This window comes from Glutamicibacter sp. NPDC087831 (assembly GCF_044742845.1).
GTDB lineage: Bacteria > Actinomycetota > Actinomycetes > Actinomycetales > Micrococcaceae > Glutamicibacter.
Map to the genome: position 1 here is coordinate 770,425 of NZ_JBIUVH010000002.1, position 24,404 is coordinate 794,828.

Consider the following 24,404-nt stretch of genomic DNA (forward strand, 5'->3'; position numbering starts at 1 on the left):
AATTACATAACAAGTAAGTGGAAGAACAAAGTCCAGTTAAGAAACATGCGGCGGGTTAAGGAGCGAGTTCCGCCTTTCACTTCACCGGTAAAAGGAAAAGCCGGTGCGGTTGGATCCCGACAGACCCAACCGCACCGGCTAATCGGGCAGCGGCTACAGCGAACGCAGCACCATTGCGGTGCCCTGGCCGCCGCCACCGCAGATGCCGATGGCGCCCAGCGAGCCGGCCGGCATCTCGTGGAGCTGGCGGGCCAACGTGCCAATGATGCGTGCACCGGAAGCGCCGATCGGGTGGCCCAGGGCAATCGCGCCACCATGCGGATTCACGATGGAGGCATCGAGACCCAGTGCCTTGGTGGACTGCACCGAAACAGCGGCGAACGCCTCATTGATTTCGACGGCCTTCAGATCCTGGGCTTTGGCGCCGGCCTTCTCCAGGGCTGCGCTGATGGCATTGGATGGCTGCTCGTGCAGGGTGCGGTCCGGGCCGGCAACGAAAGCGTGCGAGAGAATTTCAGCCAGCGGCTCCAGGCCCAGGCGCTCAATGGCCGCATCGCTGGCCAGCACCACGGCTGCTGCGCCGTCAGTGATCTGCGAGGAGTTGCCTGCGGTAATGGTGCCTTCCTTGGCAAAGGCCGGACGCAGCTTGCCCAAGGATTCCACGGTGGTTGCTTCGCGGATGCCATCATCTTCGCTGATCGTGGTGTCGCCGCGACGGCTGGAAATGGTAAATGGCGCAATCTCGCCGGCTGCGAAATCTCGGGCCGCGGCAGCGCGCTGGTGGGATGCGGCCGAGACCGTATCCTGGGCCTCGCGGGTCATCGACAACTTGGCATTGTGCTCCTCGGTGGAAGCGCCCATCGAACGCTTCTCGGCAGCATCGGTCAGGCCGTCGTATTCCAGGGTGTCAATCAGTTCAATGGCACCGTATTTGGTTCCGGCACGGGCGCGCTGCACGTGCGGAGCCAGCGACATGGATTCCTGGCCGATAGCCAGGACAACGTCTGCCTCGCCGCTATTGATCAGGCGGGCTCCTGCCACAACGGCCTCGGCACCTGAGAGGCATACGGCATTCACGGCGATGGCCGGAACGTCCAGCGCAATACCGGCACCCACAGCGGATTGACGGGCCGGGTTCTGGCCGGCGCCACCTTGCAGCACCTGGCCGGCGATGACTTGCTGGACTTCGCTGGGATCAACTCCGGCACGTTCCAGCGCGGCCTTGCCGGCATGGGCGCCGAGCTCGGTGGCTGGAACAGCGGCGAAGGCGCCGTTGAATTTCACGAATGGGGTACGGGCGTAGCCCACAATCTTTGCGGTCATGCTTTCAGATCCTCCACAATATCCACGGCAAATTCTGCTGCCGTGATTTCCTTGATGGTTTCCACGCTTTCACCCGGGGCTACTGCACGCAGGGTCAAGGTCGAGTTTTCTATATCAAACACTGCTCGGTCGGTGATGATGCGGTTGACCACGCCGACTCCCGTAAGCGGCAGGTCGCATTTCTCCACAATCTTGGATGTCCCGTCCTTGGCCACGTGATCGGTCAGAACGATCACGCGCGGGGTGCCGGCGACCAGGTCCATGGCGCCGCCCATGCCCTTGACCAGCTTGCCCGGGATGGTCCAATTGGCCAGATCGCCATTGGCGGCCACTTGCAGGGCGCCGAGGATCGCGGTCTGGACGTGGCCGCCGCGGATCATGCCGAAGGAGGTCGCCGAATCGAAGAAGCTGCCGCCGGGCAGGATGGTCACGGTCTGCTTGCCTGCATTGATCAGATCCGCATCTTCTTCACCTTCATAGGGGAAGGGACCCATGCCCAGCAGGCCGTTTTCGCTTTGCAGCTTGACCGAAACGCCTTCCGGCAGGTTATTGGCCACCATCGTGGGGATTCCAATACCGAGATTCACATACTGGCCGTCGGTTAATTCGCTAGCGGCAATGGCCGCCATTTCATCGCGTGTCCACATGCTCAGGCCTCCTTTCGGCTGCGCACGGTGCGCTGTTCAATGTCCTTGACCGCATCGGCCTGCACCAGGGTCTGCACGAAGATGCCGGGGGTCTCCACCAGCGACGGATCCAGATAGCCCTCGACAATTTCCTCGGCTTCGGCGAAGGTATGGCGGCCGGACATGGCGGCCAGCGGGTTGAAGTTCTTCGAGGTCATCCGGTAGCGCAGGTTGCCTTCGGCGTCGGCCTGGTGCGCCTTGACCAGTGCGATATCGGCAAAGATGCCACGCTCGAGGATCGCTGGCTTGCCGTTGAATTCCATGACTTCCTTGCCTTCGGCGATCGGAGTTCCCACGCCGGTGGGGGTGAAGAAGGCGGGAATGCCCACCCCGCCAGCGCGCAAGCGCTCGGCCAAGGTGCCCTGCGGGCAGAATTCAACTTCCAGGTCCCCATCGAGGAACTGCTGTGCGAACAGCTTGTTCTCCCCGACGTAGGAGGCCAGGACCTTGGAGACCTGCTTATTTTCCAGCAGGATGCCCAGCCCCTTGCCGTCTACGCCCATGTTGTTTGACACGATGGTCAGGTTGGTTGCCTTCGAATCCCGCAGTGCGGTGATCAGGCGGTTGGGGATGCCGGAGAGGCCGAAACCGCCTACTGCGATGGTCATGCCATCCTTGACGACGGCAGCCAAGGCGGCGGCTGCGTCATCCCGAAACTTCGTTGTCATCGATTCCTCCATGTGTCCACTATGTGGAGCGCGGATGTGCTTATCCTCTAACGTACGTAGTCGCAGGTGAGCATGCAATAGACCCGGTGCATTGCCGGGTAACTGGTCGGATGGTGAGGAGGAATGGCCAAGCGGTCCATATTATGGACACATCTGAGAGGGCTAGACGATGTCGAACTCGTTACCTTCGATATCGAGCATGCAGATAGCGAAATGGCCCATCTCCGGCATGTCGTGAACGGTGCGGACTTTGGCCCCCAGGGCCACCAGGCGCTCTGCCTCGTCGGTGATGATTTTCCTGCGTTCCTCGAAGCGAACGCCGCGGCCGCCGCTGACCAGCAAGTCCAGATGCAGGCGATTCTTGATGCTCTTGGCCTCCGGTACCTGCTGGAACCAAATCCTTGGCCCACCACCTTGCGGATCGACCAGCGACTCCGGTTCATCACCGGTTCCGGGCGGCAATTCATCATCCGGCACGCCCATGGACTGCCAGTAGGCGCGCCACGTGGGATGCCCGTCCGGGGCGGGCTCGGGAACGTAGCGCAAGGCTTCGGCCCAGAACCGGACCATTGCTTGCGGGCGGGCGCAGTCGATGACGATTTGCCATGTATTTTCCATGTGCTGAATTATCCGCCGACCAGCTCGATAGCAACAGGGGTACGGCGACAAAGTATGAAGCGGGAATTATCCGGCCCGTAACCGATCGTCCATAATGTGGTCATGAGCAATTCCCCGGCTGGAACCCAAGTCGTAGGGCGGCTGGCTGCCGTGCTTCGCACCGTGAGCACAGCAATGCCCGAGGGCATCACCACGACGCAAACTGCCCGGAGCACCGGTTTGGCCCGGCCCACCGTGCATCGGCTGCTCAGCGCGTTGGCCACCGAAGGATTCTGCGACCACGATCATCGCACCGGCCGCTGGCTGCTTGGCCCCGAGCTCTACCTCATGGGCGCGGTGGCAGCCGAGCGCTACGACATCAGCGAACTGGCCCGCGAGCATGTCGCCGCGCTGGCCGAGGCGACCGGGGAAAGTGCGTTCCTCTCGGCGCGGCGAGGGGACGAAACCGTGTGCTTGCTGCGCCAGGATGGAGCCTTTCCCATCCGCTCGTTCGTGCTGTATGAAGGACGGCGCTTCCCGCTGGGAGTCGCTTCGGCCGGAATCGCGATCCTTGCTTTCCTGCCTGAACAGGGCATTGAGCGCTACCTGCGCGATGCCGATCTAGAGCCAGGATATGGGCCGGCGCATTCGCGCGAAGAGCTGCGCAAAAAGGTCGCCGAAACCCGCCAGCTGGGCTATTCGGTCAACCCCGGCTTGATCGTCGAGGGCAGCTGGGGCATGGGCGCTACGGTTTTCGACAACTCGGGACAGCCTGCCTGGGCACTGAGCCTGACCGGGATCCACACGCGCTTTGAAGCGGACCGCCGCGAAGAGCTGGGCAACCTGCTGCTGCACCACGCGCATGAGTTGTCCACCAAGCTGTCGGCCCGGTCAAGCACGCTGCCACGCTAGTTTTTCCTTCCCCTGTACAAAGCTTCCTGCGGTAATCTTTCAGATCGGCGGGAATGCCTATTTCCAGGATTCCCCGTGACGCAGCCAAGTGCAGAAGGACGGAAAATTTGGGCACTATCCCGGCCGGAATCAACACCCCGCAGGTCATCGTTGACGTAGCGAAGCTCCAGCAGAACATTGACCGGGTGGCCCACCGGGTGGCGAGCCAGGGCCTGAAACTGCGCCCGCATGCCAAGACGCACAAGATGCATGAAATCGCCGAACGCCAGATGGACGCCGGTGCCGCCGGACTCACCGTGGCAACCGTCGGCGAAGCCCTCGCGTTTGCGCTGCACGGGGTCGCGAAGATCTTCATCGCCTACCCTTTGTGGGTCAATGGATCCCAGGCGGCACGCATCCTGGAGCTGATGCGCCGTGCCAAGCTGAGCATCGGCACGGACTCTGTCCAGGCCGTGCAGCAGATGGCCAGGATGCTGGGGGAGAAGGCCTCCAAGATCAAGCTCGTCATCGAGATCGACAGTGGCCATCATCGGAGCGGCACCAGCCCGCAAGGCGCGGTGGAAATAGCCGATGCCGCCCGTGCGGCAGGCATGCGCGTGCATGGGATCTTCACCTTCCCCGGCCACAGCTACTCGCCGGACGGCATCGACGCGGCACTCAACGATGAGCACAAGGCCCTGGCCGAAGCGGCGTGCCTGCTGCGCGAGGCCGGGCATGCCATCAAGCGCATCAGCGGGGGCTCCACCCCGACCGCCGAACTGAGCGACAACTCGGTGCTGACCGAGGTGCGTCCAGGGGTATACGTCTTCGGCGATGCGCAGCAGTTCGAGCTGGGGCGCGTGCGCTGGGAGGATATTTCCCTGACCGTCGCCTCCACCGTGATCAGCCGCCATGAAGGCGATGGGCAGATTCCCCGGCGCATCGTGCTGGACGCCGGCAGCAAGGTGCTCGGAAGCGACCGCCCGGCCTGGGCCACCGGATACGGGCGCATCGCCCAGTGCCCTGAAGCCCGCATCAGCGCACTATCGGAGCATCACGCCACCGTGCTGTGGCCCGAGCACTTGGACCTGCCGGCCCACGGCGAGCAGCTCCACGTCATCCCGAACCATGTCTGCGTCGCGGTGAACCTGGTCGACAACGTGCTGGCAGTGCATGAGGACGGCACCAGCGAGGTATGGGATGTAGCGGCCAGAGGACTGAACTTCTAGATTCTGAACCTAGCTGGCCCTTTCAAGGAACCGCAGCAGGCAGCGCGAAGCCGGATCCAAATGGTTCTTGGTCCCCAGCTGCCGTTTGGAACGGCGCAGCGCCGCCAATTTTTCCGGATCGTCCGCCAGCTCCAGCACACGGGGATCGATATAGGAGCCGGCCGCGATTTCGGGAGTATTGCCCAGTTTTCCGGCGGCCTGCTCGATGGCCAGCTTGCGCAGATTCCTGGCATCATCGGCAGCCATAGCCGAGGCGGGAGCCTCGATCAGTGCCCTGAAAGCCGCTAAGCTGCCGCCCCAGGTCCTGAAGTCCTTGGCGGTGAATCCGCTACCCAGGTGCTCCTCGAGGTACCGGTTGATTTGCGCAGGCTGGAGCAGGTGCGAGTGCCCATCGTCATCCAGGTAGCGGAAAAGCTCGTAGCCCGGCTGATCGCGCAATTGGATCAGCACTCGTGCCAGTCGCCGGCTCCTGATTTTCACATGCTGCTGCTGGCCGCTCTTGCCGGGAAACTCGAGGGTGGCGCAATGCCCTTGGACCTCCAGATGCTTGGCTCGCAGCGAAGCGGCCCCGAAGGATTGGTTGGAACGCGAGTAGGCGTGCGTGCCGATGCGCAGCAGGTGCAGATCCAGCAGCAGGACCACGGCCGCAGTGACCCTGTCCTTGTCGTTTCTTCCCCGGCGCAGATCCCGCAGCAGCTGGCGGCGGAGATTGGGCAGTGCGCGGCCGAACGCCGGCAACCGGTCGAATTTGGCGGCATCCTGCCGCTCGCGGAAATCAGGGTGGTAGATCATTTGGGTGCGCCCTGCCGCATCGATTCCGCGAGCTTGGACCTTGGCCCGCGCACTGGCCGCGATCTGGACCTGTTTCCATGCCGGCGGGATCGACAATTGCCTGATCCGATCCAGCAGGTGCTGGTCCTTCACCGTGCGTGCCCCTTCCAGATAGAAGAAGCCGGTTCCCGCGCGCCGGCGCGTGATGGGAAGCCGTTTGCTTCGGCGTGCTGCCATGGACGCCTCCCGGTAGTTGCGTAGCCGTGCAATCACGCACACGCTATCGCCGATCGCTGCCCTGCTCCGGGTGTTCGCAGGAAAATCCCAGCTGTGCGGTGCCGGGGTATTTCTGCCAGCGGGCGGATCCGCCACCTGCAGCGCGTCGTTTGCGCCTGGGAAGCCCTGGAATCGCGCCGCGCTTCGTTACAGGGCATGATTGGAGGTATGGAAAATAGTGCTGCGCCCGCATGGGTGGCAAATTACCAGCCGGGAGTCCCGGCCGAAATCGAGCTGCCCACCGAACCGCTCAGCCGCATGTTCGAGCGCTCCGTGCGTGAAGCCGGCCAGAACCCTGCGACCGAGTTCTTCGGCCGCCGCACCAGCTACGCCGATCTGGGCGCGCAGGTAGCCAAGGCCGCCGAGGGCCTGCGCAAGCTCGGCGTGCGCGCCGGCGACCGCGTTGCGCTGATCCTGCCCAACTGCCCGCAGCACGTGATCGCCTTCTACGCGATCCTGCGCCTTGGCGCCGTCGTGGTGGAGCACAACCCGCTGTACACTTCGCGGGAACTGCGCCACCAGTTCGAGGACCACCAGGCGCGCATCGCGATTGCCTGGGACAAGGTCGTGGCCAACGTCCAGGAATTCCCCAAGGACGTGCAGCTGGACTCGATCGTCTCGGTCAACCTGCTGGAAGCCTTCCCCGCGGTCAAGCGCCTGGCGCTGAACCTGCCGGTCAAGAAGCTGCGCGAGACCAAGGCGTCGCTCACGGCCCGCACCTCGGGCACCGTGGCATGGAAGGACCTGCTCTCCGGTGCGCAATTGGATGCGAACCACCCGCATCCGGATGTCGATGACCTGGCGGTCATCCAGTACACCTCGGGGACCACCGGCCATCCCAAGGGCGCCATGCTCACCCACTTCAACCTCTATTCCAACGCCTTGCAGGGCGAGGCCTGGATGCTCGGGGCGCAGGAGCGCGAGGAAATCCTCTACGCGATCCTGCCGATGTTCCATGCCTTCGGCATGACCCTGTACCTGACCTTCGGCGTGAAGAAGCAGGGCCTGCTGGTGCTCTTCCCGAAGTTCGATCCGCAGATGATCCTGGATGCCTGGAAGAAGTCCCCGGCCACCGTGTACTGCGCGGTGCCGCCGATCTACGAGCGCACCGCCCTGGCGGCCAAGGAGCGCGGTGTCTCGCTGAAGAGCGCCAAGTACTGCATCTCCGGGGCGATGAACCTGCCCGACCATGTGGTGGAGCTGTGGGAATCGATGTCCGGCGGCCTGCTGGTAGAAGGCTACGGCATGACCGAGTCCTCGCCGGTGGCCTTGGGCAACCCGTTCCACCCCAGCCGCCGCACCGGCACCATCGGCGTGCCCTTCCCCTCGACACTGATGAAGGTCGTCGACGTGGAGGACCCGAGCCGGGAAGTGGCCCAGGGAGAACCGGGCGAATTGCTGATCAAGGGCCCGCAGGTGTTCCAGGGCTACTGGAACAACCCGGAGGAAACGGCCAAGGCCAAGACCGGGGACGGCTGGCTGCGTTCGGGCGATGTGGTCACCGTTGACGAGGACGGCTTCGCCCAGGTGGTGGACCGCGCCAAGGAGCTGATCATCACCGGCGGCTTCAACGTTTCACCGACCGAGGTCGAGATCGCCCTGCGCCAGCACGCTGACGTGGCCGATGCCGCGGTCTTCGGAAAGCCGTTGGCCCGCGGCGGCGAAATGGTAGTTGCCGCGGTGCAGCTCGAAGAGGGGTGCGGGCTGAACGAGGACGCGCTGCGCGCCCACTGCCGCGAGCTGCTGGCCGCCTACAAGGTGCCTAAGCGCATTGTGCAGATCGATGAGATGCCGCGCTCGCTGCTGGGCAAGATCCTGCGCAAGCAGGTCAAGGACCAGATGGTCGATCTGGTCTAGCGCAACCGCGGCATCGCCGAGAGCAGCAGTTTCGTGTAGTCATGCTGCGGGGCGCCGAAGACTTGGTCAGTAGAGCCCTGCTCGATGATTTTGCCTTCATGCATCACCGCAACGGAGTCGCTCATGTGCTCGATCACCGACAGGTCATGGCTGATGAACAGGTAGCTGGTTCCGGTGTCCAGCTGGATCCGATCCAGCAGGTCCAGCACCGTGGCTTGGATTGATACATCCAAGGCCGAGACCGGCTCGTCAAGGACCAGCACCTGCGGCTTGGGCGCTAGCGCGCGTGCAATCGCCAGGCGCTGGCGCTGCCCGCCGGAAAGCTCGCGCGGGTTGCGGCCCAGCAATTCGGTGGACAGCTCGACTTGTTCGAGCAGTTCAGCCGCCGGCTTGCGGTACTCGGCTGCGCGCTTGGACTTGCCGCGGCTCAGCGCATCGGCCAGCAGCTGCCCCACCGAATAGCGCGGATCGAAAGACCCCAACGGGTTCTGGTAGATCGCACCCATTTGTTCGCGCAGCTTTCGGCGCTGGGATTCGAGGGCCGGGGCAAAGTGCTCGCCGAGCAGCTTGACGTTGCCTGCATCAGGCTTCTGCAAGCCCAGCACCATGCGCGCGGTGGTGGTCTTCCCGGACCCGGATTCGCCGACAACGCCCAGGGTCTTGCCCCGGGGCAGTTCGAAACTGATCGCATCCACGGCCTGGTGCTTGCCGAACGTTTTGGACAGCTGCGTGACTGATAACGCGGGGGCAGTAGTGGCGGGTGCTTCTGGCGGTGGTGCCGTCAACGGCTTGCTGGCTGCCGACAACGGGGCGAAGCGCGGTATCCCCGAAGGCACGGCCCGCAGCAATTGGCGGGTGTACTCGTGCTGCGGGTCGCCCAGGATCTGCCCGGTGCTGCCGGCCTCAACGATTGCACCGTTGCGCATCACCGCAATGTCGTCGGCCAAATGCGCTACCTGGGCCAGATCGTGGCTGATCATCAGCACGCCGCGGCCCTGCTCCTTGAGCTCGCGCAGCTGCGAAAGGACCAGTGCTGTCAGCGCCGAGTCCAAGGCGGTGGTTGCCTCATCGGCGATGACTACCTGCGGGTTGCCGGCCAGGGCCTGGGCAATCAGGGCACGCTGGCGCATGCCGCCAGAGAGCTCGGTGGAACGCTGCTTGGCACGGCGCCCGGGCTCGGGCATGCGCACGGATTCCAGCACCTGGAGCACTCGCTGCTGGCGCTCGGATTTGGACATCTTGCCGTGCGCCTTGAGCGCATCACCGATTTCCCGGCCCACCGGGCGCAGCGGATCGAGCGCCATCAGCGCATCCTGCAAGATCATGGACACCGAATTCCCGCGGATCTGCTGCCAGCCGCGGTCGGAAAGCTCCAAGGCGTCCTGCCCGCAGACAGTCAGCTCGTCGGCTTTCGCGATGCCTCCGGACAGTCCCAGCAGGCTGCGGGCAGTCACGGATTTGCCCGACCCTGATTCGCCGACCAATGCGAGGCAACGTCCGGCCTTTACGGTGAAGGAAATGTTCTTCACCGCCACGGCGGAACCGAAACGGACCGAAAGGTCCTTGACCGTAATCAGTGCTTGCTCGTTCATGCTGTCCTTGCCCTTCCGCCCAGCGCGCGGCCAATCAGCGTGGCGCCTGCGGCCACGACAACTATCGCCAAGCCGGGGAACAAGCTCATCCACCACGCGAAGTGCAGGTAGGTGCGCCCGGCCGAAAGCATGGCACCCCATTCGGGAGCTGGCGGGGGAGTGCCCAAGCCCAGGAAGGACAGGGCAGCAGCCCAGATCACGGCTTGGCCGATCCCCAAGGTCACCAGAGCCAGCAGGGGCTTGAGGGCGTTGGGAACCAAATGGTTGCGGACCAACAGCCACGAGCCGCGGCCCAGCACGGTGGCTGCCTCCAGCATTTCCGAACTCTTCAGCGTGCGGATCTGGCTGCGCACCAGCCGGGCATATCCCGGTGCGGTGGACAGGCCCACCGCGACGATGGCCGGACCGACACCGGGGCCGGTGAAGGCAATGATCAGCAGTGCCATGAGCAAGGATGGAATCGCGTAGAGCGCTTCGAGCACGCGCAGGATGATCTCGTCGAGCCAGCGCGGGGACAATGCCGCAACTGTGCCCAAGACGATGGCCAATCCCATGCCCAATCCCGTGGCCGCCAGGCCGATAGCCAGCGAGTCGCGGGCACCATGGATGACACGGGTATAGATGTCGCGGCCCGATTCGTCGGTGCCGAAGAAATGCGCGGCCCCGGGTTTGCTGAATGCCTCGGCCGGGTTGATGGCCAATGGGTCGCCCGGGGCCAGCACCGAGGGAGCCAGCGCGATGAGCACCCACAGGGCGACGAATGCGGCGGCGAAGATTCTTGCGGTGCGGCTCATGAGCTCGCCCCTGCCGGATTGATGGCTCGCTCGATGCCTTCGGTGATCGCCATGACCACGATGTAGACCAGTGCGGAGAAGAGCGCGATGCCGGTGACCATCGGGATGTCGCGGGCCAGCACCGCAGAAAGCAGCGAGCGCCCCAGACCCGGACGGGCGAAGATCGCCTCGACCACCACCGCGCCGGAAAGCAGCGAGGAGAAAGCCCAGCCGGTCAGGCCCAGGGCAGGCAAGGCGGCATGGCGCAAGCCATGGCGCCAGAAGACCGCCAGCCGGCTTTCGCCACGGGCACGCGCGGCCAGCGCGAACTGGCTGCCCAGGGCTGCACTCAGCGAATCGCGCATCAGCTGTGTGAGGAACCCGGCCAGCGGCAATGCCAAGGTCAGCACGGGAAGTACCAAACCCTGGGCGGTGCCGTTATCCACGGCCGGCAGCCAGCCGAGCATCGAGGAGAAGAGCATGATCAGCACCGCGCCGAGCCAGAAGTGCGGCACGGCGGCGGCAATGATCTCCACGATATTTCCCAGCCATGCGCCAAAGCGGTTGGCCCGCATGGCCGATGCCGCGAAGCCCATGGCCAGCACCCAGGCGGCCGCCAGGGCCAGCAGCGCAAGCCAGAGGGTATTGGGCAGGAGATCGCCCATGATGCCGGCGACCGGCTGCTTGAGCGAATAGGAGGTGCCGAAGTCCAAGGTGGCCAGCTTGCCCAGGTACATCAGGTACTGGGAGATGAGCGGCAGGTCCAGTCCGTACTCGGCGCGGGCCGCGGCCAGCGCTTCGGCCGAGGCCTGGGAACCGGGGCCGCCCATGATTGCTTCGGCCGGGTCGCCGGGGATCAGCCGGATGGCGATGAAGATGGCGGTGGCCACCAGCCACAGCACCACCAGCGCGCCGCCGATCTTGCGCCCGGCCCAAGCAATCGTGCCCATGGGGTGCTACTTGGTGATGAAGGTGTCGTAGTAGACCGGCGAGGACACCGCGGTGGTGGCGCCGATGCCGTGCACGTTCTTGCCGTAGAGGAAGTGGTTCTGCTGGTCGTAGAGCGGCAGCACGTAGTAGCCCTCCAGGACCAGCTTCTGGGCCTGCTCGTACAGCGCAGCGCGCTGGGCTTCATCGTTGGCCTCTTCGGCCTGGGCCAGGATCCCATCGAGCTTCTCGTTCTTCACCTGCGCGTTGTTGGCGAAGTAGCCCGATGGCGCCGGGACGGTCGAGTCGGAGTGGTACAGGATGCGCAGCACCGACGGGCCGACCTTGGTGTAGGGAGCCGAGACCAGATTGTAATCGTGCTTGGCCAGGGCGCCGTACCAGCTGGACAGGTCCAGCAGCTGGATCTTCACCTCGAAGCCCACGGCCTTGGCCTGGGCCTGGAACTGCTCGAACAGGGACTGCTCGGCAGGAACCGACTGGTTGGTGGAGACCGGGAAGTCCAGCGACAGGCGCTTGCCGTCCTTCACGCGGTAGCCTTCGGCGTCGCGTTCGCTCCAGCCTGCTTCATCGAGCAGCGCGTTGGCCTTGGCCGCATCGGTGCCGAACAGCGATTCATCGGAGTAGCCCAGCGGCTCGGCTGACGACAGCAGCGAGTAGCTGCGCTCGGTGGTGCCGAAATAGAGGGCCTTGACGCCGGCGCTGGCATCCACGGAACGGATGAAGGCCTCGCGCACGCGCTGGTCATCGAATGGCGCCTTGGAGCTGTTCAGCTCCAGGCGGTTGGAAGCACCCGGGCGCGGGGCGTCCAGATGGCCCAGCGAGCCGTCCTGCTTTGCCGTGGCGATGGTGTCCGGCTGCGCGTTGTCGATGACATCGACTTCGCCCGAGACCAGGGCTGCGTAGCGGGTGGCGGCCTCAGGGATGAAGCGCCAGGTGATGGCCTCCAGATAGGCCTTGGAATCGGAGCGCTCCGTGTTCTTGACCGGCGGCACGTAGTCTTCGTTGCGGACCAGGTTCACGGCCTTCTGGTGCTCCCAGGATTCGACCTTGAACGGGCCGGTGCCTACCGGTGAGGCGCAGTTGGTCGCCTGGTCGCGTTCCAGCGCCTTGGGGGATTCGATGGCGGTCCATGGCATGGACAGCGATTCCAGCAGCGCGTTATCCGGGGCGGAGAGCGTCAGCTTGGCGGTGAGCTCATCGGCGATCTCGATATCCACGACCTTGCCCACGGCCAGGTAGCCGGTGGAGGACGCGGTATTCGGATCCTTCAGGTGCTCGATGTTGGCTTCGATGGCTTTGGCGGTGAGCTTCGTGCCGTCGGTGAAGGAAATCCCATCGCGCAGGGTGATGGTGCGAGTCAGGCCGTCCTCGGAAACTTCGGTGCTTTCGGCCAGCCACGGGATGATCTTCCCGTCCGCATCCTTGGTGAACAGGGATTCGAGGTACTGGCTTGCTACCAGGGCTTGCGGGTAGTTGCCGCCCACATGCGGATCCAGGCAGGCCGGCTCGGCGTCGCCCGAAGCATAGACCAGGGTGCCGCCGGCAACCGGCTTCGCCTCCTCTGCGGGGGAATCGGGTCCTGCACCTGCCGAGCAGCTGGCTAGAAGGGATCCAAGGAGCGGGAGCGCGATAGCGCAGCCAAGGATCCTGGACGCGCGCGAGTTTCGTTGCATGGGGAAGGGCTTACCTCGATGAACTAGTGGTGATGACCAAACCAACTCTAGCCATCTGGAACGCATTCGTCAGATCGGAGCGAATCGCTCCGATCCGACGAAACCTGGCTAGCGGCACTGCGCGAGGGATCTACTTTTCGCTGGCCACGGTCATGCGGCGGTTCTGGTGGACCGGGGTTTCGATTTCATCGAGGATGGCCACGGCGAAGTCCTGGGAGGAAACGAAGTCGCCTGCTGGCGAATCGGTGCCCAGGGTGTAGCTGCCGGTGCGGCGTGCAGGCATGATCACCGGGGCTGGAGCCGCGACGGTCCAGGTGATGCCGGAAACCGAGGTGAACATGTCGTAGACCTCGGCGCAGGTGGTGGCTTCGGCCTTGTATTCCTCCGGGAAGCCCGGGGTGTCGACCAGGCGGACGCCGTCTACCTCGGTAGCGCCGGCGCCGCCGACAACCAGCAGGCGGGCTGGGACCAGGGTTTCGGTGATCTGCTCGAAGGCATCCAGGTATTCCTGGTGGTCGCCACCGGTGCGCGATGGCGGTACGGCAATGACGAGCACGTCGTTGTTCTTTCCCAGGTCGCGGTAGGTTGCCCCGTCGCCCAGCTCGGCGGCCACGGTGGTGCTTCCGTCGATTCCCTTGCCCGAACGGGAGACCGAGGTGACCTCATGGCCGCGTGAAATGGCTTCGGCAACGACTTCCGAGCCGACCATGCCGGTAGCTCCGTAAACTGCAATCTTCATGGTGTTCTCTTTCCTTGGGAAATTGGGTCCGGCACAATGGTATCTTTTAGATACCGCCCACTACAACGAAACTAGGTTTCCTCATGGATAGCCATGGCTCTTTTGACGTGTTCGTGCAGCAATGCCCTTCACGTGAAATCATGCAGCGCCTAGGCGATAAATGGACTCCGCTGGTCCTCCTGTCCCTGGCTGGCGGCCCGCAACGTTTCTCTGCATTACGCCAGCGCATCGGCGCGGTCACCCCGAAGGTGCTCACCAATACCCTGCGCAACCTGGAGCGTGACGGGTTGGTGCAGCGCACCGTATATGCCCAGGTGCCGGTGCGGGTCGACTACGAGCTGACTGATTTGGGACGCGGGATCCTGGAACCCATGGAAATCCTGCGCCTGTGGTCCGAGGAGCATGTGCCCAAAGTGCTCGCTGCCCGTGAGCGGTTCGACGCGCGCGGCTAATGGCCAGGTGGAGCAGCAGGACGCAGCGGCAGGAACATGAAGTGCTGGCCCACCAGCCCCTTGGTCGGATGGTTGAAGGCGCCCGGAATGGTGCCCAGGATCTTGAAGCCCAGCGATTGCCATAGACGCACTGCAGCCTCATTGGTCTCGACGACCGCATTGAACTGGATGCCGTGATAATTTTCCTGCCGGGCCCAGTCGATCACGTATTCGCCCAGTGCTCGTCCCACGCCGCGATTGCGGCATTCCGGATCGACCAGGAAGGACGCGGTGGCGATGTGGGCTCCCCGTCCGGGCTTGTTTGGCCCCATCTTGGCCGAGCCGATGATCCTGCCATCTGCCACGGCAACGACCGTTTGCCCCGGTAGCGTCTCCATCCACCAGGGGCGGGCTTCTTCAAGGGTTTGGCCTTGGGGGAAGGCGTAGGTCTGTCCCTCATCCATGATTTTGCGGTAGAAGCCGAAGATCCCAGGCCAATCCCCGGCGGTGCTTGTCCGGATTTGCATGCGCTTAGCCCAACTCTTTCGAAATGAATGCTTCGGAACTCATCCTATTGGCCCTCATTGTATCTTGCGTCACATAGACTGAGGTCAAAGACGCAAGGTGCAGGCAAAGGAGCCGGTGTTGTTTGAAGTAAGCGAAGACCAGAAGTCGTTGATCGAGATGGTCCATGATTTCGCCGAGACCAGGATTGCTCCCAATGCCCTGAAGTGGGACCAGGAACAGCACTTCCCGGTGGATGTGCTGGCCGAAGCCGGACAGCTGGGCATGGGCGGAATCTATGTTTCTGAAGATCATGGCGGATCCGGTCTGAGCCGCAGCGATGCGGTGCTGGTCTTCGAGGAACTCGCCAAGGCCGACCCGACCTTGGCCGCCTACATTTCCATCCACAACATGGTCGTGTGGATGGTCGACACCTTCGGCAACGACGCGCAGCGCGCCAAATGGCTGCCATCGATGACCGCCATGGACGACCTGGGCTCCTACTGCCTGACCGAGCCCGGAGTCGGCTCCGATGCGGCGGCCCTGTCAACCCGTGCCCGCAAGGACGGTGACGAGTATGTGCTCAGCGGCGTCAAGCAATTCATCTCGGGAGCTGGAAGCTCGGCGCTCTACATCGTCATGGCCCGTACCGCTGATACCGGTTCGCGCGGCATCAGCGCCTTCCTTGTTCCCGGGGATGCCGAGGGCCTGAGCTTCGGGCCGAACGAAAAGAAGATGGGCTGGAAGGCGCAGCCCACTCGCCAGGTGATCATGGAAGGCGTGCGCATTCCCGCCGCCAACCTGCTGGGCGAGGAAGGCCAGGGATTCTCCATGGCCATGCAGGCACTCAATGGCGGCCGCCTGAACATCGGGGCCTGCTCGCTGGGTGGCGGGCAGAGCGCGCTGGAGAAGTCGGCGCTGTATTTGAAGGAGCGCCAGGCCTTCGGCGGACCGCTGACCAGACAGGAAGCGCTGGTCTTCAAGCTGGCCGAAATGGACATGGAGCTGGAAGCCGCCCGCTCCTTGCTGCGCCGTGCCGCCGCCGCACTGGACGCGAAGAGCCCGGACCGCGTCCGCCTCTGCGCGATGGCCAAGAAGATGGCCACGGACGCCGGGTTCAACGCCGCCAACAGCGCTATCCAGCTGCACGGCGGCTACGGCTACCTCGCGGACTACGGGATGGAGAAGATCACGCGGGATCTGCGCGTGCACCAGATCCTGGAAGGCACCAACGAGATCATGTCGCTCATCGTTGGACGCACGCTGCTGGAATCCTGACCGGCGGCAATCAGGCGTTGAACTGCTTTTCCGAATTCCGCACAGCGTTTCCCGAGAGGGAATCGCGGGGATCCGGATGAACCGATGAGATGGCCGGCTCGCTGGAAATGATCTGCTCGATGCCGCCCTGCTCCATCGCATCCCGCAAGGTGCGCTGGGTGGGGCGCATCATTTTAATCTCGCCGCGTTCCAGGGAAGCGAAGAGCTCCTGGGGGCTGATCCATGTGGAGATCACCGCTTCGGTGGTCTGGTGGACTGGTTCCTGGCCGGGGCGCAAGGCCGCGACAAAGAAGTACGTATCGAACCGCCGCGGGAAACCGGCTGGGGTGACCCAATTGGCCCAGGGGCGCAGTTGGCCAGGATCCAGCAGCAGCCCTGTCTCCTCGAAGACTTCACGACGTGCTGCGGCCAGGATCTCCCCGGCCAGATGCTCCGCGCGATCTGGTCCTTCCCCAAGGATCGAGGTGCGCGCCCATTGCCGGGCGTGCTCGCTGAGCAAGGCGGGATCCAGCTCTCCTGCCGCCACCGCTTGGCCGTCTTGGGCATCAACGCGGCCGCCGGGATAAACCACCATGCCGGCTGCGAAGTCCATGGTGTTCACGCGATGCTGGACGAAAACCTCAAACCCGCCAGCTGCCTCGCGCAGCAGCAAAACACTGGCCGCTTTGCGGATCGGGACCTCGGCGGGAGTCGCAGGTATCGGGGAAGTCGTCATTGCCTACCATGTCCTTGGCTCTTGGAAGTGAAAATAGCCTTCGAGAGCCAGCTTAGCTTCCAGCGCACAGCAAACGGGCAACCGGCAGAAGCCGCTGTGCATGCTTGCACATTGACCTGCGGAATCTGCACAGCAAATGCCGTTGACCGGATTCCTGACGGAGCCTAGTTTGAATCACAGAGACCTGCGCGAAGCTGCGGGCATCGCAACTGGAAGCCGCAGGGGAGCCGAGCAGAGGATGAGCGCAATGGCGGAACAAATTGGCCCATGGCCCCAGGGGTTAAAGGGGCGCCGCGCCTTGGTTACCGGTGGCGCCTCCGGCATAGGCCTGGCCAGTGCCCGGGCATTGGCCGACGCCGGTGCCACCGTGACGATTGCCGACCTCAATGAACAGGCCGCTGAAGAAGCGGCCCGCGAGCTCGGCGGAAAAGCATGGGCTGTGGATCTTTCGGATACCGCGTCGCTGGAAGATCTCAGCGTGGATACCGACATCCTGATTAACAACGCCGGCGTGCAAAGGGTGGCTCCAATCCATGAGTACGACCCCGAAGCCTGGAGGCTGATCCATCGGCTCATGCTGGAGTCGCCGTTCCTGCTGATCCGGGCAGCACTGCCCGGCATGCGCGAGCGCGGCTTCGGCCGCATCATCAATATTTCTTCGATCCACGGACTCCGGGCCAGCGCATTCAAGAGCGCCTACGTTGCGGCCAAGCACGGGTTGGAGGGACTGTCGAAGGTCACTGCATTGGAAGGTGCCGACTATGGGATCACCAGCAACTGCATCAACCCGGGCTATGTGCGTACCCCATTGGTGGAGCGGCAGATTGCCGATCAAGCGAATTCGCATGGCATTGACGAGTCGGATGTCATCCAGAAGATCATGCTTGCCGAATCGGCCATCAAGCGCCTGGTTGAACCAGAGGAAGTCGCTTCGCTGGCGGCCTGGCTCAGTGCGGATGCCGCGGGCATGGTGACCGGAGCGTCCTACACCATGGATGGCGGCTGGAGCGCGAAATAGGTGCGGCGGGCCCGCATGGCTGCCATGCCTAGGCCGGCGGGAACAGCAGGGTTCCGCCGATCGACACGGCGATGATCACCAAGGTGGACAGCAACCCCAGCAGCAATGAACGTCCGCCGGTTTTTACGATGCTGCGCAGGTGGACCCCGAGCCCCAAGGCGAACATGGCCGCGGCAAGCAGGAGCGTCTGCGCGCTGGCCGCAGCTGCAAGCCACGCCTCGGGAACCAGCCCGGTGGTGCGCAGCAGCATTGCCACCAGGAACCCGAGCACGAACAGCGGCACCAGTGGCGGGTTCTTGCCGCCTTGCACCGATTGGCGCCGCCGCATGAAGACGCCGACGCCGGCAATGATTGGAGCCAGCAGGACCACCCGGGCCAGCTTGACGGTCACCGCCACGGCCAAGGCGCCGGCACCTACCGAACCGCCGGCGGCGACGACTTGTGCGACCTCATGGGTGGACGCGCCGATGAGCATGCCGATGCTGCGTTCATCCAGCCCGAGCAGCAAGCCCACCGCGGGCATGAGCGGAATCATCAATGTCCCGAAGAGCACTACCAGCCCGATCGCGGTGGCGACCTGATCCTGCTTGGCCTTGACGACATTCTCGGCACCTGCGACCGCGGCGGCACCGCAGATGGAGAAGCCGGTGGCGATGAGCAGGCGCTGCGGCAGATCCATGCCGAGCTTCTTGCCGATCCACAAGGTGGCCAAGAACGTGATGCCAACCGAGAGAGCCACCACCAGCAGTACCCCGGGGCCCAGGCCGAGGATGGTGCCCAGCGAGAGCTGCAAGCCCAGCAGCACAATGCCCAGGCGCAGCAGCTTCTTGCCGGCAATTGCCGTGCCGGGGGCAAAAGCCTGCGGGACCGGGGCAAGATTGCGCCACAGCGCACCGAGCAGGATAGCTAGCAGCAGGGCGCTCAGGCCATGGATGTAGCGGCTGGCGAACATGCACAAGATGCCGGCGGCAAGGCAGAGGAGCAGTCCCGGAAGAGCCGGAGCGAAACGCGAAGCAGGTTTTCGATGTCCGGACTGGTCACGTTTGGAGGTGGCAGATTCTTTGACGGGACTTGTGGAGTCGTGCATGGAAATAATTGTTCTCCGGTTTGGAGAATTGCGGTATGCCACTTCTTGCTATCGCGGACATATGATCATGATATGGAAAGCAGCTCGTCATCTCTCGAAGACATTGCCCGCTGGATTCAACCCTCCTCATTGGAGTTGCTGGTCGGCATCGCCGATCACGGGAGCCTGAGCGCCGGTGCCCGTGCGGCCGGGATGGCGCAGCCAAATGCCACCCGCGCATTGAAAACGTTGGAGCGCCGGCTGGGATACCAGCTTGTGGCACGCAAGACCACCGGATCGCGCTTGACCGCAGAGGGAGTGCTGACCGTCCAATGGGCTCGTGAAGTCCTGGACAGCCTGGAAACCTTCGCCGCTGGCGCGCGCTCGCTGGCTGAAACCGGAGAGGGAGAGCTGGAATTCGGAGCCAGCATGACGGTGGCTGAATTCTTGGCGCCAAATTGGATCGGACTACTGCATCGTGCCCTGCCACGAGTCATCCCTCGAATGAAGATCATGAATTCCCAAGATGTTATTCGTGCAGTGCAGCAGGAGGAATTGGGACTAGGATTCGTGGAAACCCCGCACATTCCTCTGGGCCTGAAAAGCCGGCAGGTACTTCACGATGAAATGCTCGTGGTCACGTCGCCTTCACATGCTTGGGCACAACGGAAGGAACCGCTGAGCCTGCACGAATTGCAAAGCACGGCGCTGATAGAACGCGAGGAAGGCTCCGGCACCCGGGCATTCTTGGATTACATTGCCCATGCCGAACGCCCGAATCCGGTCGCTGTCTTCAACTCGAACGCAACGATTTGCCAGTGCGTGGCGCGCGGAATGGGGCCCGCTGTGCTCAGCCATTTGGCGGTAGAGAGCCAGTTGGAGCAGGGGCTGCTCGTCGAGATCCCGTTTGATGGGCCGGCGCTGTTGCGCGAGCTGCGGGCGATATGGCCTGCGCACCGTGTCTTGAAAGCGACCGAGCAGAAGCTGCTTGAGATTTCCGTGGAATCACGGATTGCGCAGGGCTAGCCGGAGATCCAGGCCCCGGCTTGGAACTGTGCGGACTTGGCCAGGAGGCGGACAGCAAGCTTCCCATCAAGGATGCAAGGGCGGCCATTTGTACCGGGCCGTGAGCTCCCGGTACAAGCCTCCGGACTTAGAGTTTGAAGATCTCGTTGCTGAGCAGGCCCGACAGTCGCTGGACGCCTTCGTCGATGGTCTTCTCGTCAACGGAGCAGAAAGCCAATCGCAGCTTGTTGTCGGCTTGGCCGCTCGGGCTGAATGCCGCGCCTGGGATGAAGATGACCCCGGCCTTCACGCCCTGCTGCAGCAACGCGTAGGTGTCAATGCCTTCAGGCAAGGTCAACCAAACGAAGAAGCCGCCTTCGGGACGAGTATGGGTGACGCCTGCCGGCAGGTACTTGGCCAATGCTTCGAGCATCGCGTCGCGGCGGGAACGGTACAGGTCGTTGTACTTGGTGATCTGCCCCTTCCAATCATGCTCGTTGAGGTAGGCGCTGATGATCATCTGGTTCAAGGTCGGTGGGCACAGGGCTACCGCCTCGCCGGCCAGGTAGAAGCGGCGGAAAAGGTGGGTCGGGACCGCTGCCCAGCCGATGCGCAGGCCGGGCGCGAAGATCTTGGAGAAGGAACCCATGTAGATGACGTTTTCCGGGTCCAGGCTCCGCAGGGTAGGCGCAGGGGTTCCCTCGTAGCGCAGCATTCCGTACGGGTTGTCTTCCAGGATCAGGATGCCGGCTTCGCGGCAGATGTCCACGATTTCCTGGCGGCGTTCGGCCGCCAGAGTGATCCCTGATGGGTTGTTGAAGTTCGGGATGGTGTAGAGGAATTTGATGCGCTCGCCGGCGGCGCGCAATTCGGCGATGCGCGCACGCAAGGCGTCAGGAATCAAGCCATTTGCATCGGTGCCCACGGGGCGGGCGGACACCTGGTAGGCCTCGAAGGTATTCAGGGCCCCGACATAGGTCGGATCTTCGCAGAGCACAGTGTCTCCGGGATTGCAGAAGACCTTGCAGGCCATGTCCTGTGCTGACTGGGAGCCGTTGGTGACCACGACATCTTCGACCCCCACGTTCGTGATGCCTTCAGCTGCCATGACATCGATAATTTGTGCACGCAGTTCAGGAGTGCCAAGTCCGGAGCCGTATTGCAATGCTTCGGGACCCTGCTCGACGATGATGCGCCGGGCCATTTCACCGACCTTTTCCAGCGGGAGCAGCTGCAGGTAGGGGTTGCCTCCGGCCAGGGATACCAGGGAAGGGTCCAAGGAGAGCTCGAATACGTCGCGCACCGCGGACTGCTTGATTCCGGCCGCGCGCTCGGATAGCAAGGATTCGTGCGAAGTGGTCAGCGATTCTGATGCGGTGGTCATGGTTCTCCTCGGCAAGGCTCCCGGGGCGGGGGAGCGGGGTTCCTGCGCTGGGTGCGGCACAAGAATTGTTTTCAAATAGAATACTTTGGTATTCCAGCAGGAAATTCAAGGCTTGGCAAGACCTGCGCTTTCAGCAACGTGATTCTCTGCTCCAGCGCGAGGCGTTGCGTTCCTCGATACTCAGCTGGCCCAGTGCCGCATTGACGCGGCTATGAAGTGTCTCGGCTAGAATTCGGGGCTTGCTGCCGGGCAGCCAGCACTGCCCGGCCAGGAGGACCAGCAAATCGACGCAGTCCGCCGAGGCCCGGAATTTTCCGGACCGGAACTGGGCAATGGCAGCATCGATGATCATCAGGGACGAATCCAGCGCACTGTCGGCAGCTTGCGTGCTGCGTTGCCCGCTGGAAACCTGGCGCTCCCGCACCACCAGGTTGCGAACCTCGGCGATCTTCCTGGGAATAGAAACCACTGCTCGGTACGCCCGGTTCTGGACGCCCATGAGTTGCAACGGACGCAGGGCAACCACAAGCAAGCCGATAACGACGAACGTCGACAGGCCGGCAAGGCCAAGCTTCGCCAGCAAGATTCCCGCAGTGATGGCTATCCCGGCGATCCCGAGGATCATTGCGAAAAGTGCAAGGCCGCCGAAACGTGGCTTCTTCGGTTCCGGGCCATGAGCCCGGATGCTGATAATCCGGTCGAGCTTCGCGCGGATTTCGGCCACGTTGGGAACACCCAAACTGCCTTGGGAGATCCGCTGGGCGTTTCGCCATAACTGGATGCGCCGGCGGCTGCGCAGGACCTGGAAGATCTGCCAACCGGCCAGCAAGGGAAGGGCGAGGGCGAAAAAGAGCAGCGCTGCGGTACCCAAGGTAATGTCCCCGGCTTGGTACATGCCGTAAGCGCCCAGCCATGCGAACAGGGAATAGCCCGGGACCCGGATGAGCAGGCGATCCCACCAAACGACCTCCTGCGGGGCGCTGGCGGATTCGCTGACTGGTTGGCTCATTTCTCGGTTTCGGTGCGGGAATCCAGCCACTGCTGGATGGCGCTTGGGCGAATGCGGCGATGGGTGCCGCGGTATTCCACTGGAATGATCCCGGCGTCGGCCAGCTTGCGCAGGTAGCTGTTGGAGATTCCGGCCATTTGGGCTGCTTGGGAAGTATTAAGGAGCAGCTCGGGTGTGCCGATGCTGACGGACTCGCCATCTGCAAACCGTGAAAGCACCTCGATCAGCGCCTGGTGCGCTTCTTTGGGCAACTTCAACGCGGTGCCGTTGACGAACACGGTCGTGTCATCCGACTCGTCCAGCGCGCGGCGTAGCCGCGCGGTGGTCTTCTCATCTAACGCCTCGAAGGTGCGGACCCTGCCCAGTGCTGAAGTCGGTGATGCCATGGCCCTTATTTTGCCTGAGATGTCCTTCGGGTGCACCTCATGACGCTGCAAATGGACTGCCTGTCGCAACTCCTTTATGACACAGATGCGACGAATGGGGGTTGTACAGCGCCAAGCGGTTCCCGTATGGTGGAAAACGTAGGTCTAAAGAAAGTACTGACCAGCCATCTTCCGGCACACCATGACGGATCCTTCAGCCTCACCCGGCGGAGCCCCTCTGGGAATTGTGTACATGGAAGCCTGACGCCCTCCTTAATTGCCTGTGGGTCACGCTCCATTGCGGTCGGATGAATGGTCATGCGCGTTCCTACGCTCTGCCACCAATTTCGTGGGTACTGCGTTTTCGTCAATCAGAACTTTCTTGAAAGAAGAGCTATTCAATGTCTGTTGAATCCACTAAAGACCTGTCCGCCATCACCGACGAAGAGATTTTCGACGCCCATCTTGGCGGCAAGCTTTCCGTCTCATCGCAAATGCCGCTGAACACCAAGCGCGACCTGTCCATCGCCTACACTCCGGGTGTCGCCAAGGTATCCCAGGCCATCGCAGATGATCCAGCCAAGCACGCCACCCACACCTGGGCCTCCCGTCTGGTCGCTGTCGTTTCGGACGGCACCGCTGTGCTGGGCCTGGGCAACATCGGTGCGGCTGCCTCGCTTCCGGTCATGGAAGGCAAAAGCGCCCTGTTCAAGGAATTCGGCGGTCTGGATTCGATCCCGTTGGTATTGGACACCACCGACGTCGATGAAATCGTCGAAACCGTCATTCGCCTGCGTCCGAGCTTCGGCGCCGTGAACCTGGAAGACATCTCCGCCCCGCGCTGCTTCGAAATCGAAAAGCGCCTGATCGAGGCGCTGGATATCCCTGTTATGCACGATGACCAGCACGGCACCGCGGTGGTGGTGCTGGCAGCTCTGATCGGCGCGGCCCGCCAGACCAAGCGCGACATCAGCTCGTTGAAGGTCGTCATCTCCGGTGCCGGTTCGGCTGGCGTCGCCGTCACCAACCTGCTGCTTTCGGCCGGCGTGGATGACGTCATCGTGCTCGACTCGCGTGGCACCATCCACCGCGATCGAGACGACCTTAATCCGGTCAAGGCCGACCTGGCCAGCCGCACCAACCGTGAAGATGTCATGGGTGGCCTGGCCGAGGCACTGGACGGCGCGGATGTCGTAGTAGGACTTTCCTCGTCGACCTTCGAAGAAGCTGCCGTGGCGAAGATGAACAAGGACGCCATCATCTTCGCGCTGTCCAACCCGACCCCGGAAATCATGCCGGATGCTGCCGCGAAGTATGCGGCCGTGGTGGCCACTGGCCGCAGCGACTTCCCGAACCAGATCAATAACGTGCTGGCCTTCCCGGGCATCTTCCGCGGCGCCCTGGACTCGGGCGCCAAGAAGATCACCGAGGGCATGAAAGTCGCCGCGGCCCATGCCATTGCCAACCTGGTTGGCGATGATCTGGCAGCAGATTACATCATTCCTTCGGCAACTGATGACCGCGTGATGCCTGCTGTTGCCGCGGCTGTGGCTGCGGAAGCAGAAAAAGCCAAGTAGAAGAAGCTGGCGAAAAAGCACTGCCTGCA

Annotated in this window: 24 protein-coding genes; 8 read left to right on the plus strand and 16 right to left on the minus strand. The window is 63.2% G+C overall.

Annotated elements, in window-relative coordinates; genetic code table 11:
* Positions 1-153: 153 nt before the first annotated feature.
* The 4 genes from ACIOJF_RS10060 to ACIOJF_RS10075 all read right to left on the minus strand — a co-directional run bounded on the left by ACIOJF_RS10060 (position 154) and on the right by ACIOJF_RS10075 (position 3,295).
* Positions 154-1,323, minus strand: coding sequence for an acetyl-CoA C-acyltransferase (locus ACIOJF_RS10060; RefSeq protein ID WP_332498838.1), 1,170 nt, complete (start codon positions 1,321-1,323; stop codon positions 154-156).
* Positions 1,320-1,970 carry a CoA transferase subunit B gene (locus ACIOJF_RS10065; RefSeq protein ID WP_105656234.1) on the minus strand — a complete coding sequence of 217 codons (651 nt, stop codon included), beginning with the start codon at positions 1,968-1,970 and terminating at the stop codon, positions 1,320-1,322. The genes ACIOJF_RS10060 and ACIOJF_RS10065 overlap by 4 nt, the downstream gene beginning before the upstream one ends.
* A gap of 2 nt (positions 1,971-1,972) precedes the next feature.
* Entirely contained in the window at positions 1,973-2,677 is a 705-nt protein-coding gene (locus ACIOJF_RS10070) for a CoA transferase subunit A (protein WP_332498840.1), read from the minus strand.
* Between the two features lie 162 nt (positions 2,678-2,839).
* On the minus strand, positions 2,840-3,295 hold the full coding sequence (locus ACIOJF_RS10075; protein WP_402741607.1) for a VOC family protein: 456 nt from the start codon (positions 3,293-3,295) through the stop codon (positions 2,840-2,842).
* Positions 3,296-3,397: 102 nt separating this feature from the next.
* Here ACIOJF_RS10075 and ACIOJF_RS10080 point away from each other — a divergent pair, with 102 nt between their 5' ends.
* Positions 3,398-4,186 carry an IclR family transcriptional regulator gene (locus tag ACIOJF_RS10080; RefSeq protein ID WP_402741608.1) on the plus strand — a complete coding sequence of 263 codons (789 nt, stop codon included), beginning with the start codon at positions 3,398-3,400 and terminating at the stop codon, positions 4,184-4,186.
* Positions 4,187-4,293: 107 nt separating this feature from the next.
* Complete coding sequence (locus ACIOJF_RS10085; protein ID WP_332488865.1) at positions 4,294-5,394, plus strand: alanine racemase; 1,101 nt, start codon at positions 4,294-4,296, stop codon at positions 5,392-5,394.
* Between the two features lie 9 nt (positions 5,395-5,403).
* Here the strand turns inward: ACIOJF_RS10085 and ACIOJF_RS10090 are convergent, their stop codons facing one another.
* Positions 5,404-6,402 carry a DNA topoisomerase IB gene (locus tag ACIOJF_RS10090; RefSeq protein ID WP_133834069.1) on the minus strand — a complete coding sequence of 333 codons (999 nt, stop codon included), beginning with the start codon at positions 6,400-6,402 and terminating at the stop codon, positions 5,404-5,406.
* A gap of 207 nt (positions 6,403-6,609) precedes the next feature.
* On the opposite strand from ACIOJF_RS10090, the gene ACIOJF_RS10095 reads away from it, so the two are divergent.
* On the plus strand, positions 6,610-8,298 hold the full coding sequence (locus ACIOJF_RS10095) for a long-chain-fatty-acid--CoA ligase (protein ID WP_133834068.1): 1,689 nt from the start codon (positions 6,610-6,612) through the stop codon (positions 8,296-8,298).
* On the opposite strand, the gene ACIOJF_RS10100 is transcribed toward ACIOJF_RS10095, so the two are convergent.
* From ACIOJF_RS10100 to ACIOJF_RS10120, 5 genes are all read right to left on the minus strand, one after another.
* Positions 8,295-9,890: a dipeptide ABC transporter ATP-binding protein gene (locus ACIOJF_RS10100; protein ID WP_402741609.1), complete on the minus strand. Its 1,596-nt coding sequence runs from the start codon at positions 9,888-9,890 to the stop codon at positions 8,295-8,297. The genes ACIOJF_RS10095 and ACIOJF_RS10100 overlap by 4 nt on opposite strands.
* A complete protein-coding gene (locus ACIOJF_RS10105) occupies positions 9,887-10,684 on the minus strand; it encodes an ABC transporter permease (protein ID WP_402741610.1) in 798 nt (265 codons plus the stop codon). The genes ACIOJF_RS10100 and ACIOJF_RS10105 overlap by 4 nt, the downstream gene beginning before the upstream one ends.
* The gene (locus tag ACIOJF_RS10110) at positions 10,681-11,613 is read right to left on the minus strand and encodes an ABC transporter permease (protein WP_402741611.1); all 933 of its coding nucleotides are present in this window, start codon (positions 11,611-11,613) and stop codon (positions 10,681-10,683) included. Before ACIOJF_RS10110 ends, ACIOJF_RS10105 begins: the two co-directional genes overlap by 4 nt.
* Positions 11,614-11,619: 6 nt before the next feature.
* The gene (locus ACIOJF_RS10115; protein ID WP_332488875.1) at positions 11,620-13,284 is read right to left on the minus strand and encodes an ABC transporter substrate-binding protein; all 1,665 of its coding nucleotides are present in this window, start codon (positions 13,282-13,284) and stop codon (positions 11,620-11,622) included.
* 130 nt (positions 13,285-13,414) lie between these two features.
* Entirely contained in the window at positions 13,415-14,023 is a 609-nt protein-coding gene (locus ACIOJF_RS10120; RefSeq protein WP_332488877.1) for an NAD(P)H-binding protein, read from the minus strand.
* Positions 14,024-14,106: 83 nt separating this feature from the next.
* Between ACIOJF_RS10120 and ACIOJF_RS10125 the strand changes: the two genes are divergently transcribed.
* Positions 14,107-14,475 carry a helix-turn-helix domain-containing protein gene (locus tag ACIOJF_RS10125; protein WP_105656244.1) on the plus strand — a complete coding sequence of 123 codons (369 nt, stop codon included), beginning with the start codon at positions 14,107-14,109 and terminating at the stop codon, positions 14,473-14,475.
* On the opposite strand, the gene ACIOJF_RS10130 is transcribed toward ACIOJF_RS10125, so the two are convergent.
* Positions 14,472-14,981, minus strand: coding sequence for a GNAT family N-acetyltransferase (locus ACIOJF_RS10130; RefSeq protein ID WP_332504326.1), 510 nt, complete (start codon positions 14,979-14,981; stop codon positions 14,472-14,474). The two genes, ACIOJF_RS10125 and ACIOJF_RS10130, sit on opposite strands and share 4 nt — an antisense overlap.
* Before the next feature lie 118 nt (positions 14,982-15,099).
* Between ACIOJF_RS10130 and ACIOJF_RS10135 the strand changes: the two genes are divergently transcribed.
* Positions 15,100-16,236 carry an acyl-CoA dehydrogenase family protein gene (locus ACIOJF_RS10135; protein ID WP_332488881.1) on the plus strand — a complete coding sequence of 379 codons (1,137 nt, stop codon included), beginning with the start codon at positions 15,100-15,102 and terminating at the stop codon, positions 16,234-16,236.
* 10 nt (positions 16,237-16,246) lie between these two features.
* Here the strand turns inward: ACIOJF_RS10135 and ACIOJF_RS10140 are convergent, their stop codons facing one another.
* Positions 16,247-16,951, minus strand: a complete 705-nt coding sequence (locus ACIOJF_RS10140; RefSeq protein WP_332730912.1) for an NUDIX domain-containing protein — start codon at positions 16,949-16,951, stop codon at positions 16,247-16,249.
* Positions 16,952-17,198: 247 nt separating this feature from the next.
* Between ACIOJF_RS10140 and ACIOJF_RS10145 the strand changes: the two genes are divergently transcribed.
* Complete coding sequence (locus ACIOJF_RS10145; RefSeq protein WP_332498844.1) at positions 17,199-17,969, plus strand: 3-hydroxybutyrate dehydrogenase; 771 nt, start codon at positions 17,199-17,201, stop codon at positions 17,967-17,969.
* A 28-nt stretch (positions 17,970-17,997) separates the two neighbouring features.
* Here ACIOJF_RS10145 and ACIOJF_RS10150 read toward each other — a convergent pair whose 3' ends face one another.
* Positions 17,998-19,056 carry a putative sulfate exporter family transporter gene (locus ACIOJF_RS10150; RefSeq protein WP_332727528.1) on the minus strand — a complete coding sequence of 353 codons (1,059 nt, stop codon included), beginning with the start codon at positions 19,054-19,056 and terminating at the stop codon, positions 17,998-18,000.
* Between the two features lie 72 nt (positions 19,057-19,128).
* Between ACIOJF_RS10150 and ACIOJF_RS10155 the strand changes: the two genes are divergently transcribed.
* Positions 19,129-20,061 carry a LysR family transcriptional regulator gene (locus ACIOJF_RS10155; protein WP_332594975.1) on the plus strand — a complete coding sequence of 311 codons (933 nt, stop codon included), beginning with the start codon at positions 19,129-19,131 and terminating at the stop codon, positions 20,059-20,061.
* A 127-nt stretch (positions 20,062-20,188) separates the two neighbouring features.
* Here ACIOJF_RS10155 and ACIOJF_RS10160 read toward each other — a convergent pair whose 3' ends face one another.
* The 3 genes from ACIOJF_RS10160 to ACIOJF_RS10170 form a co-directional block, all read right to left on the minus strand.
* Positions 20,189-21,424, minus strand: coding sequence for a PLP-dependent aminotransferase family protein (locus ACIOJF_RS10160; protein ID WP_402741612.1), 1,236 nt, complete (start codon positions 21,422-21,424; stop codon positions 20,189-20,191).
* A 130-nt stretch (positions 21,425-21,554) separates the two neighbouring features.
* On the minus strand, positions 21,555-22,433 hold the full coding sequence (locus tag ACIOJF_RS10165; protein WP_402741613.1) for a hypothetical protein: 879 nt from the start codon (positions 22,431-22,433) through the stop codon (positions 21,555-21,557).
* Positions 22,430-22,819, minus strand: a complete 390-nt coding sequence (locus tag ACIOJF_RS10170) for a helix-turn-helix domain-containing protein (protein WP_105656252.1) — start codon at positions 22,817-22,819, stop codon at positions 22,430-22,432. The genes ACIOJF_RS10165 and ACIOJF_RS10170 overlap by 4 nt, the downstream gene beginning before the upstream one ends.
* 380 nt (positions 22,820-23,199) lie before the next feature.
* On the opposite strand from ACIOJF_RS10170, the gene ACIOJF_RS10175 reads away from it, so the two are divergent.
* Positions 23,200-24,375 carry an NADP-dependent malic enzyme gene (locus ACIOJF_RS10175; RefSeq protein ID WP_105656253.1) on the plus strand — a complete coding sequence of 392 codons (1,176 nt, stop codon included), beginning with the start codon at positions 23,200-23,202 and terminating at the stop codon, positions 24,373-24,375.
* Positions 24,376-24,404 lie beyond the last annotated feature (29 nt).

What these genes read in the sequence shown, in the direction of transcription:
- ACIOJF_RS10060 (WP_332498838.1), bottom strand. Translation starts at nt 1,323, where the DNA reads ATGACCGCAAAGATTGTGGGCTACGCCCGTACCCCATTCGTGAAATTC.
- ACIOJF_RS10065 (WP_105656234.1), bottom strand. Translation starts at nt 1,970, where the DNA reads ATGTGGACACGCGATGAAATGGCGGCCATTGCCGCTAGCGAATTAACC.
- ACIOJF_RS10070 (WP_332498840.1), bottom strand. Translation starts at nt 2,677, where the DNA reads ATGACAACGAAGTTTCGGGATGACGCAGCCGCCGCCTTGGCTGCCGTC.
- ACIOJF_RS10075 (WP_402741607.1), bottom strand. Translation starts at nt 3,295, where the DNA reads ATGGAAAATACATGGCAAATCGTCATCGACTGCGCCCGCCCGCAAGCA.
- ACIOJF_RS10080 (WP_402741608.1), top strand. Translation starts at nt 3,398, where the DNA reads ATGAGCAATTCCCCGGCTGGAACCCAAGTCGTAGGGCGGCTGGCTGCC.
- ACIOJF_RS10090 (WP_133834069.1), bottom strand. Translation starts at nt 6,402, where the DNA reads ATGGCAGCACGCCGAAGCAAACGGCTTCCCATCACGCGCCGGCGCGCG.
- ACIOJF_RS10095 (WP_133834068.1), top strand. Translation starts at nt 6,610, where the DNA reads ATGGAAAATAGTGCTGCGCCCGCATGGGTGGCAAATTACCAGCCGGGA.
- ACIOJF_RS10100 (WP_402741609.1), bottom strand. Translation starts at nt 9,890, where the DNA reads ATGAACGAGCAAGCACTGATTACGGTCAAGGACCTTTCGGTCCGTTTC.
- ACIOJF_RS10105 (WP_402741610.1), bottom strand. Translation starts at nt 10,684, where the DNA reads ATGAGCCGCACCGCAAGAATCTTCGCCGCCGCATTCGTCGCCCTGTGG.
- ACIOJF_RS10110 (WP_402741611.1), bottom strand. Translation starts at nt 11,613, where the DNA reads ATGGGCACGATTGCTTGGGCCGGGCGCAAGATCGGCGGCGCGCTGGTG.
- ACIOJF_RS10115 (WP_332488875.1), bottom strand. Translation starts at nt 13,284, where the DNA reads ATGCAACGAAACTCGCGCGCGTCCAGGATCCTTGGCTGCGCTATCGCG.
- ACIOJF_RS10120 (WP_332488877.1), bottom strand. Translation starts at nt 14,023, where the DNA reads ATGAAGATTGCAGTTTACGGAGCTACCGGCATGGTCGGCTCGGAAGTC.
- ACIOJF_RS10125 (WP_105656244.1), top strand. Translation starts at nt 14,107, where the DNA reads ATGGATAGCCATGGCTCTTTTGACGTGTTCGTGCAGCAATGCCCTTCA.
- ACIOJF_RS10130 (WP_332504326.1), bottom strand. Translation starts at nt 14,981, where the DNA reads ATGCAAATCCGGACAAGCACCGCCGGGGATTGGCCTGGGATCTTCGGC.
- ACIOJF_RS10140 (WP_332730912.1), bottom strand. Translation starts at nt 16,951, where the DNA reads ATGACGACTTCCCCGATACCTGCGACTCCCGCCGAGGTCCCGATCCGC.
- ACIOJF_RS10145 (WP_332498844.1), top strand. Translation starts at nt 17,199, where the DNA reads ATGGCGGAACAAATTGGCCCATGGCCCCAGGGGTTAAAGGGGCGCCGC.
- ACIOJF_RS10150 (WP_332727528.1), bottom strand. Translation starts at nt 19,056, where the DNA reads ATGCACGACTCCACAAGTCCCGTCAAAGAATCTGCCACCTCCAAACGT.
- ACIOJF_RS10155 (WP_332594975.1), top strand. Translation starts at nt 19,129, where the DNA reads ATGGAAAGCAGCTCGTCATCTCTCGAAGACATTGCCCGCTGGATTCAA.
- ACIOJF_RS10160 (WP_402741612.1), bottom strand. Translation starts at nt 21,424, where the DNA reads ATGACCACCGCATCAGAATCGCTGACCACTTCGCACGAATCCTTGCTA.
- ACIOJF_RS10165 (WP_402741613.1), bottom strand. Translation starts at nt 22,433, where the DNA reads ATGAGCCAACCAGTCAGCGAATCCGCCAGCGCCCCGCAGGAGGTCGTT.
- ACIOJF_RS10170 (WP_105656252.1), bottom strand. Translation starts at nt 22,819, where the DNA reads ATGGCATCACCGACTTCAGCACTGGGCAGGGTCCGCACCTTCGAGGCG.
- ACIOJF_RS10175 (WP_105656253.1), top strand. Translation starts at nt 23,200, where the DNA reads ATGTCTGTTGAATCCACTAAAGACCTGTCCGCCATCACCGACGAAGAG.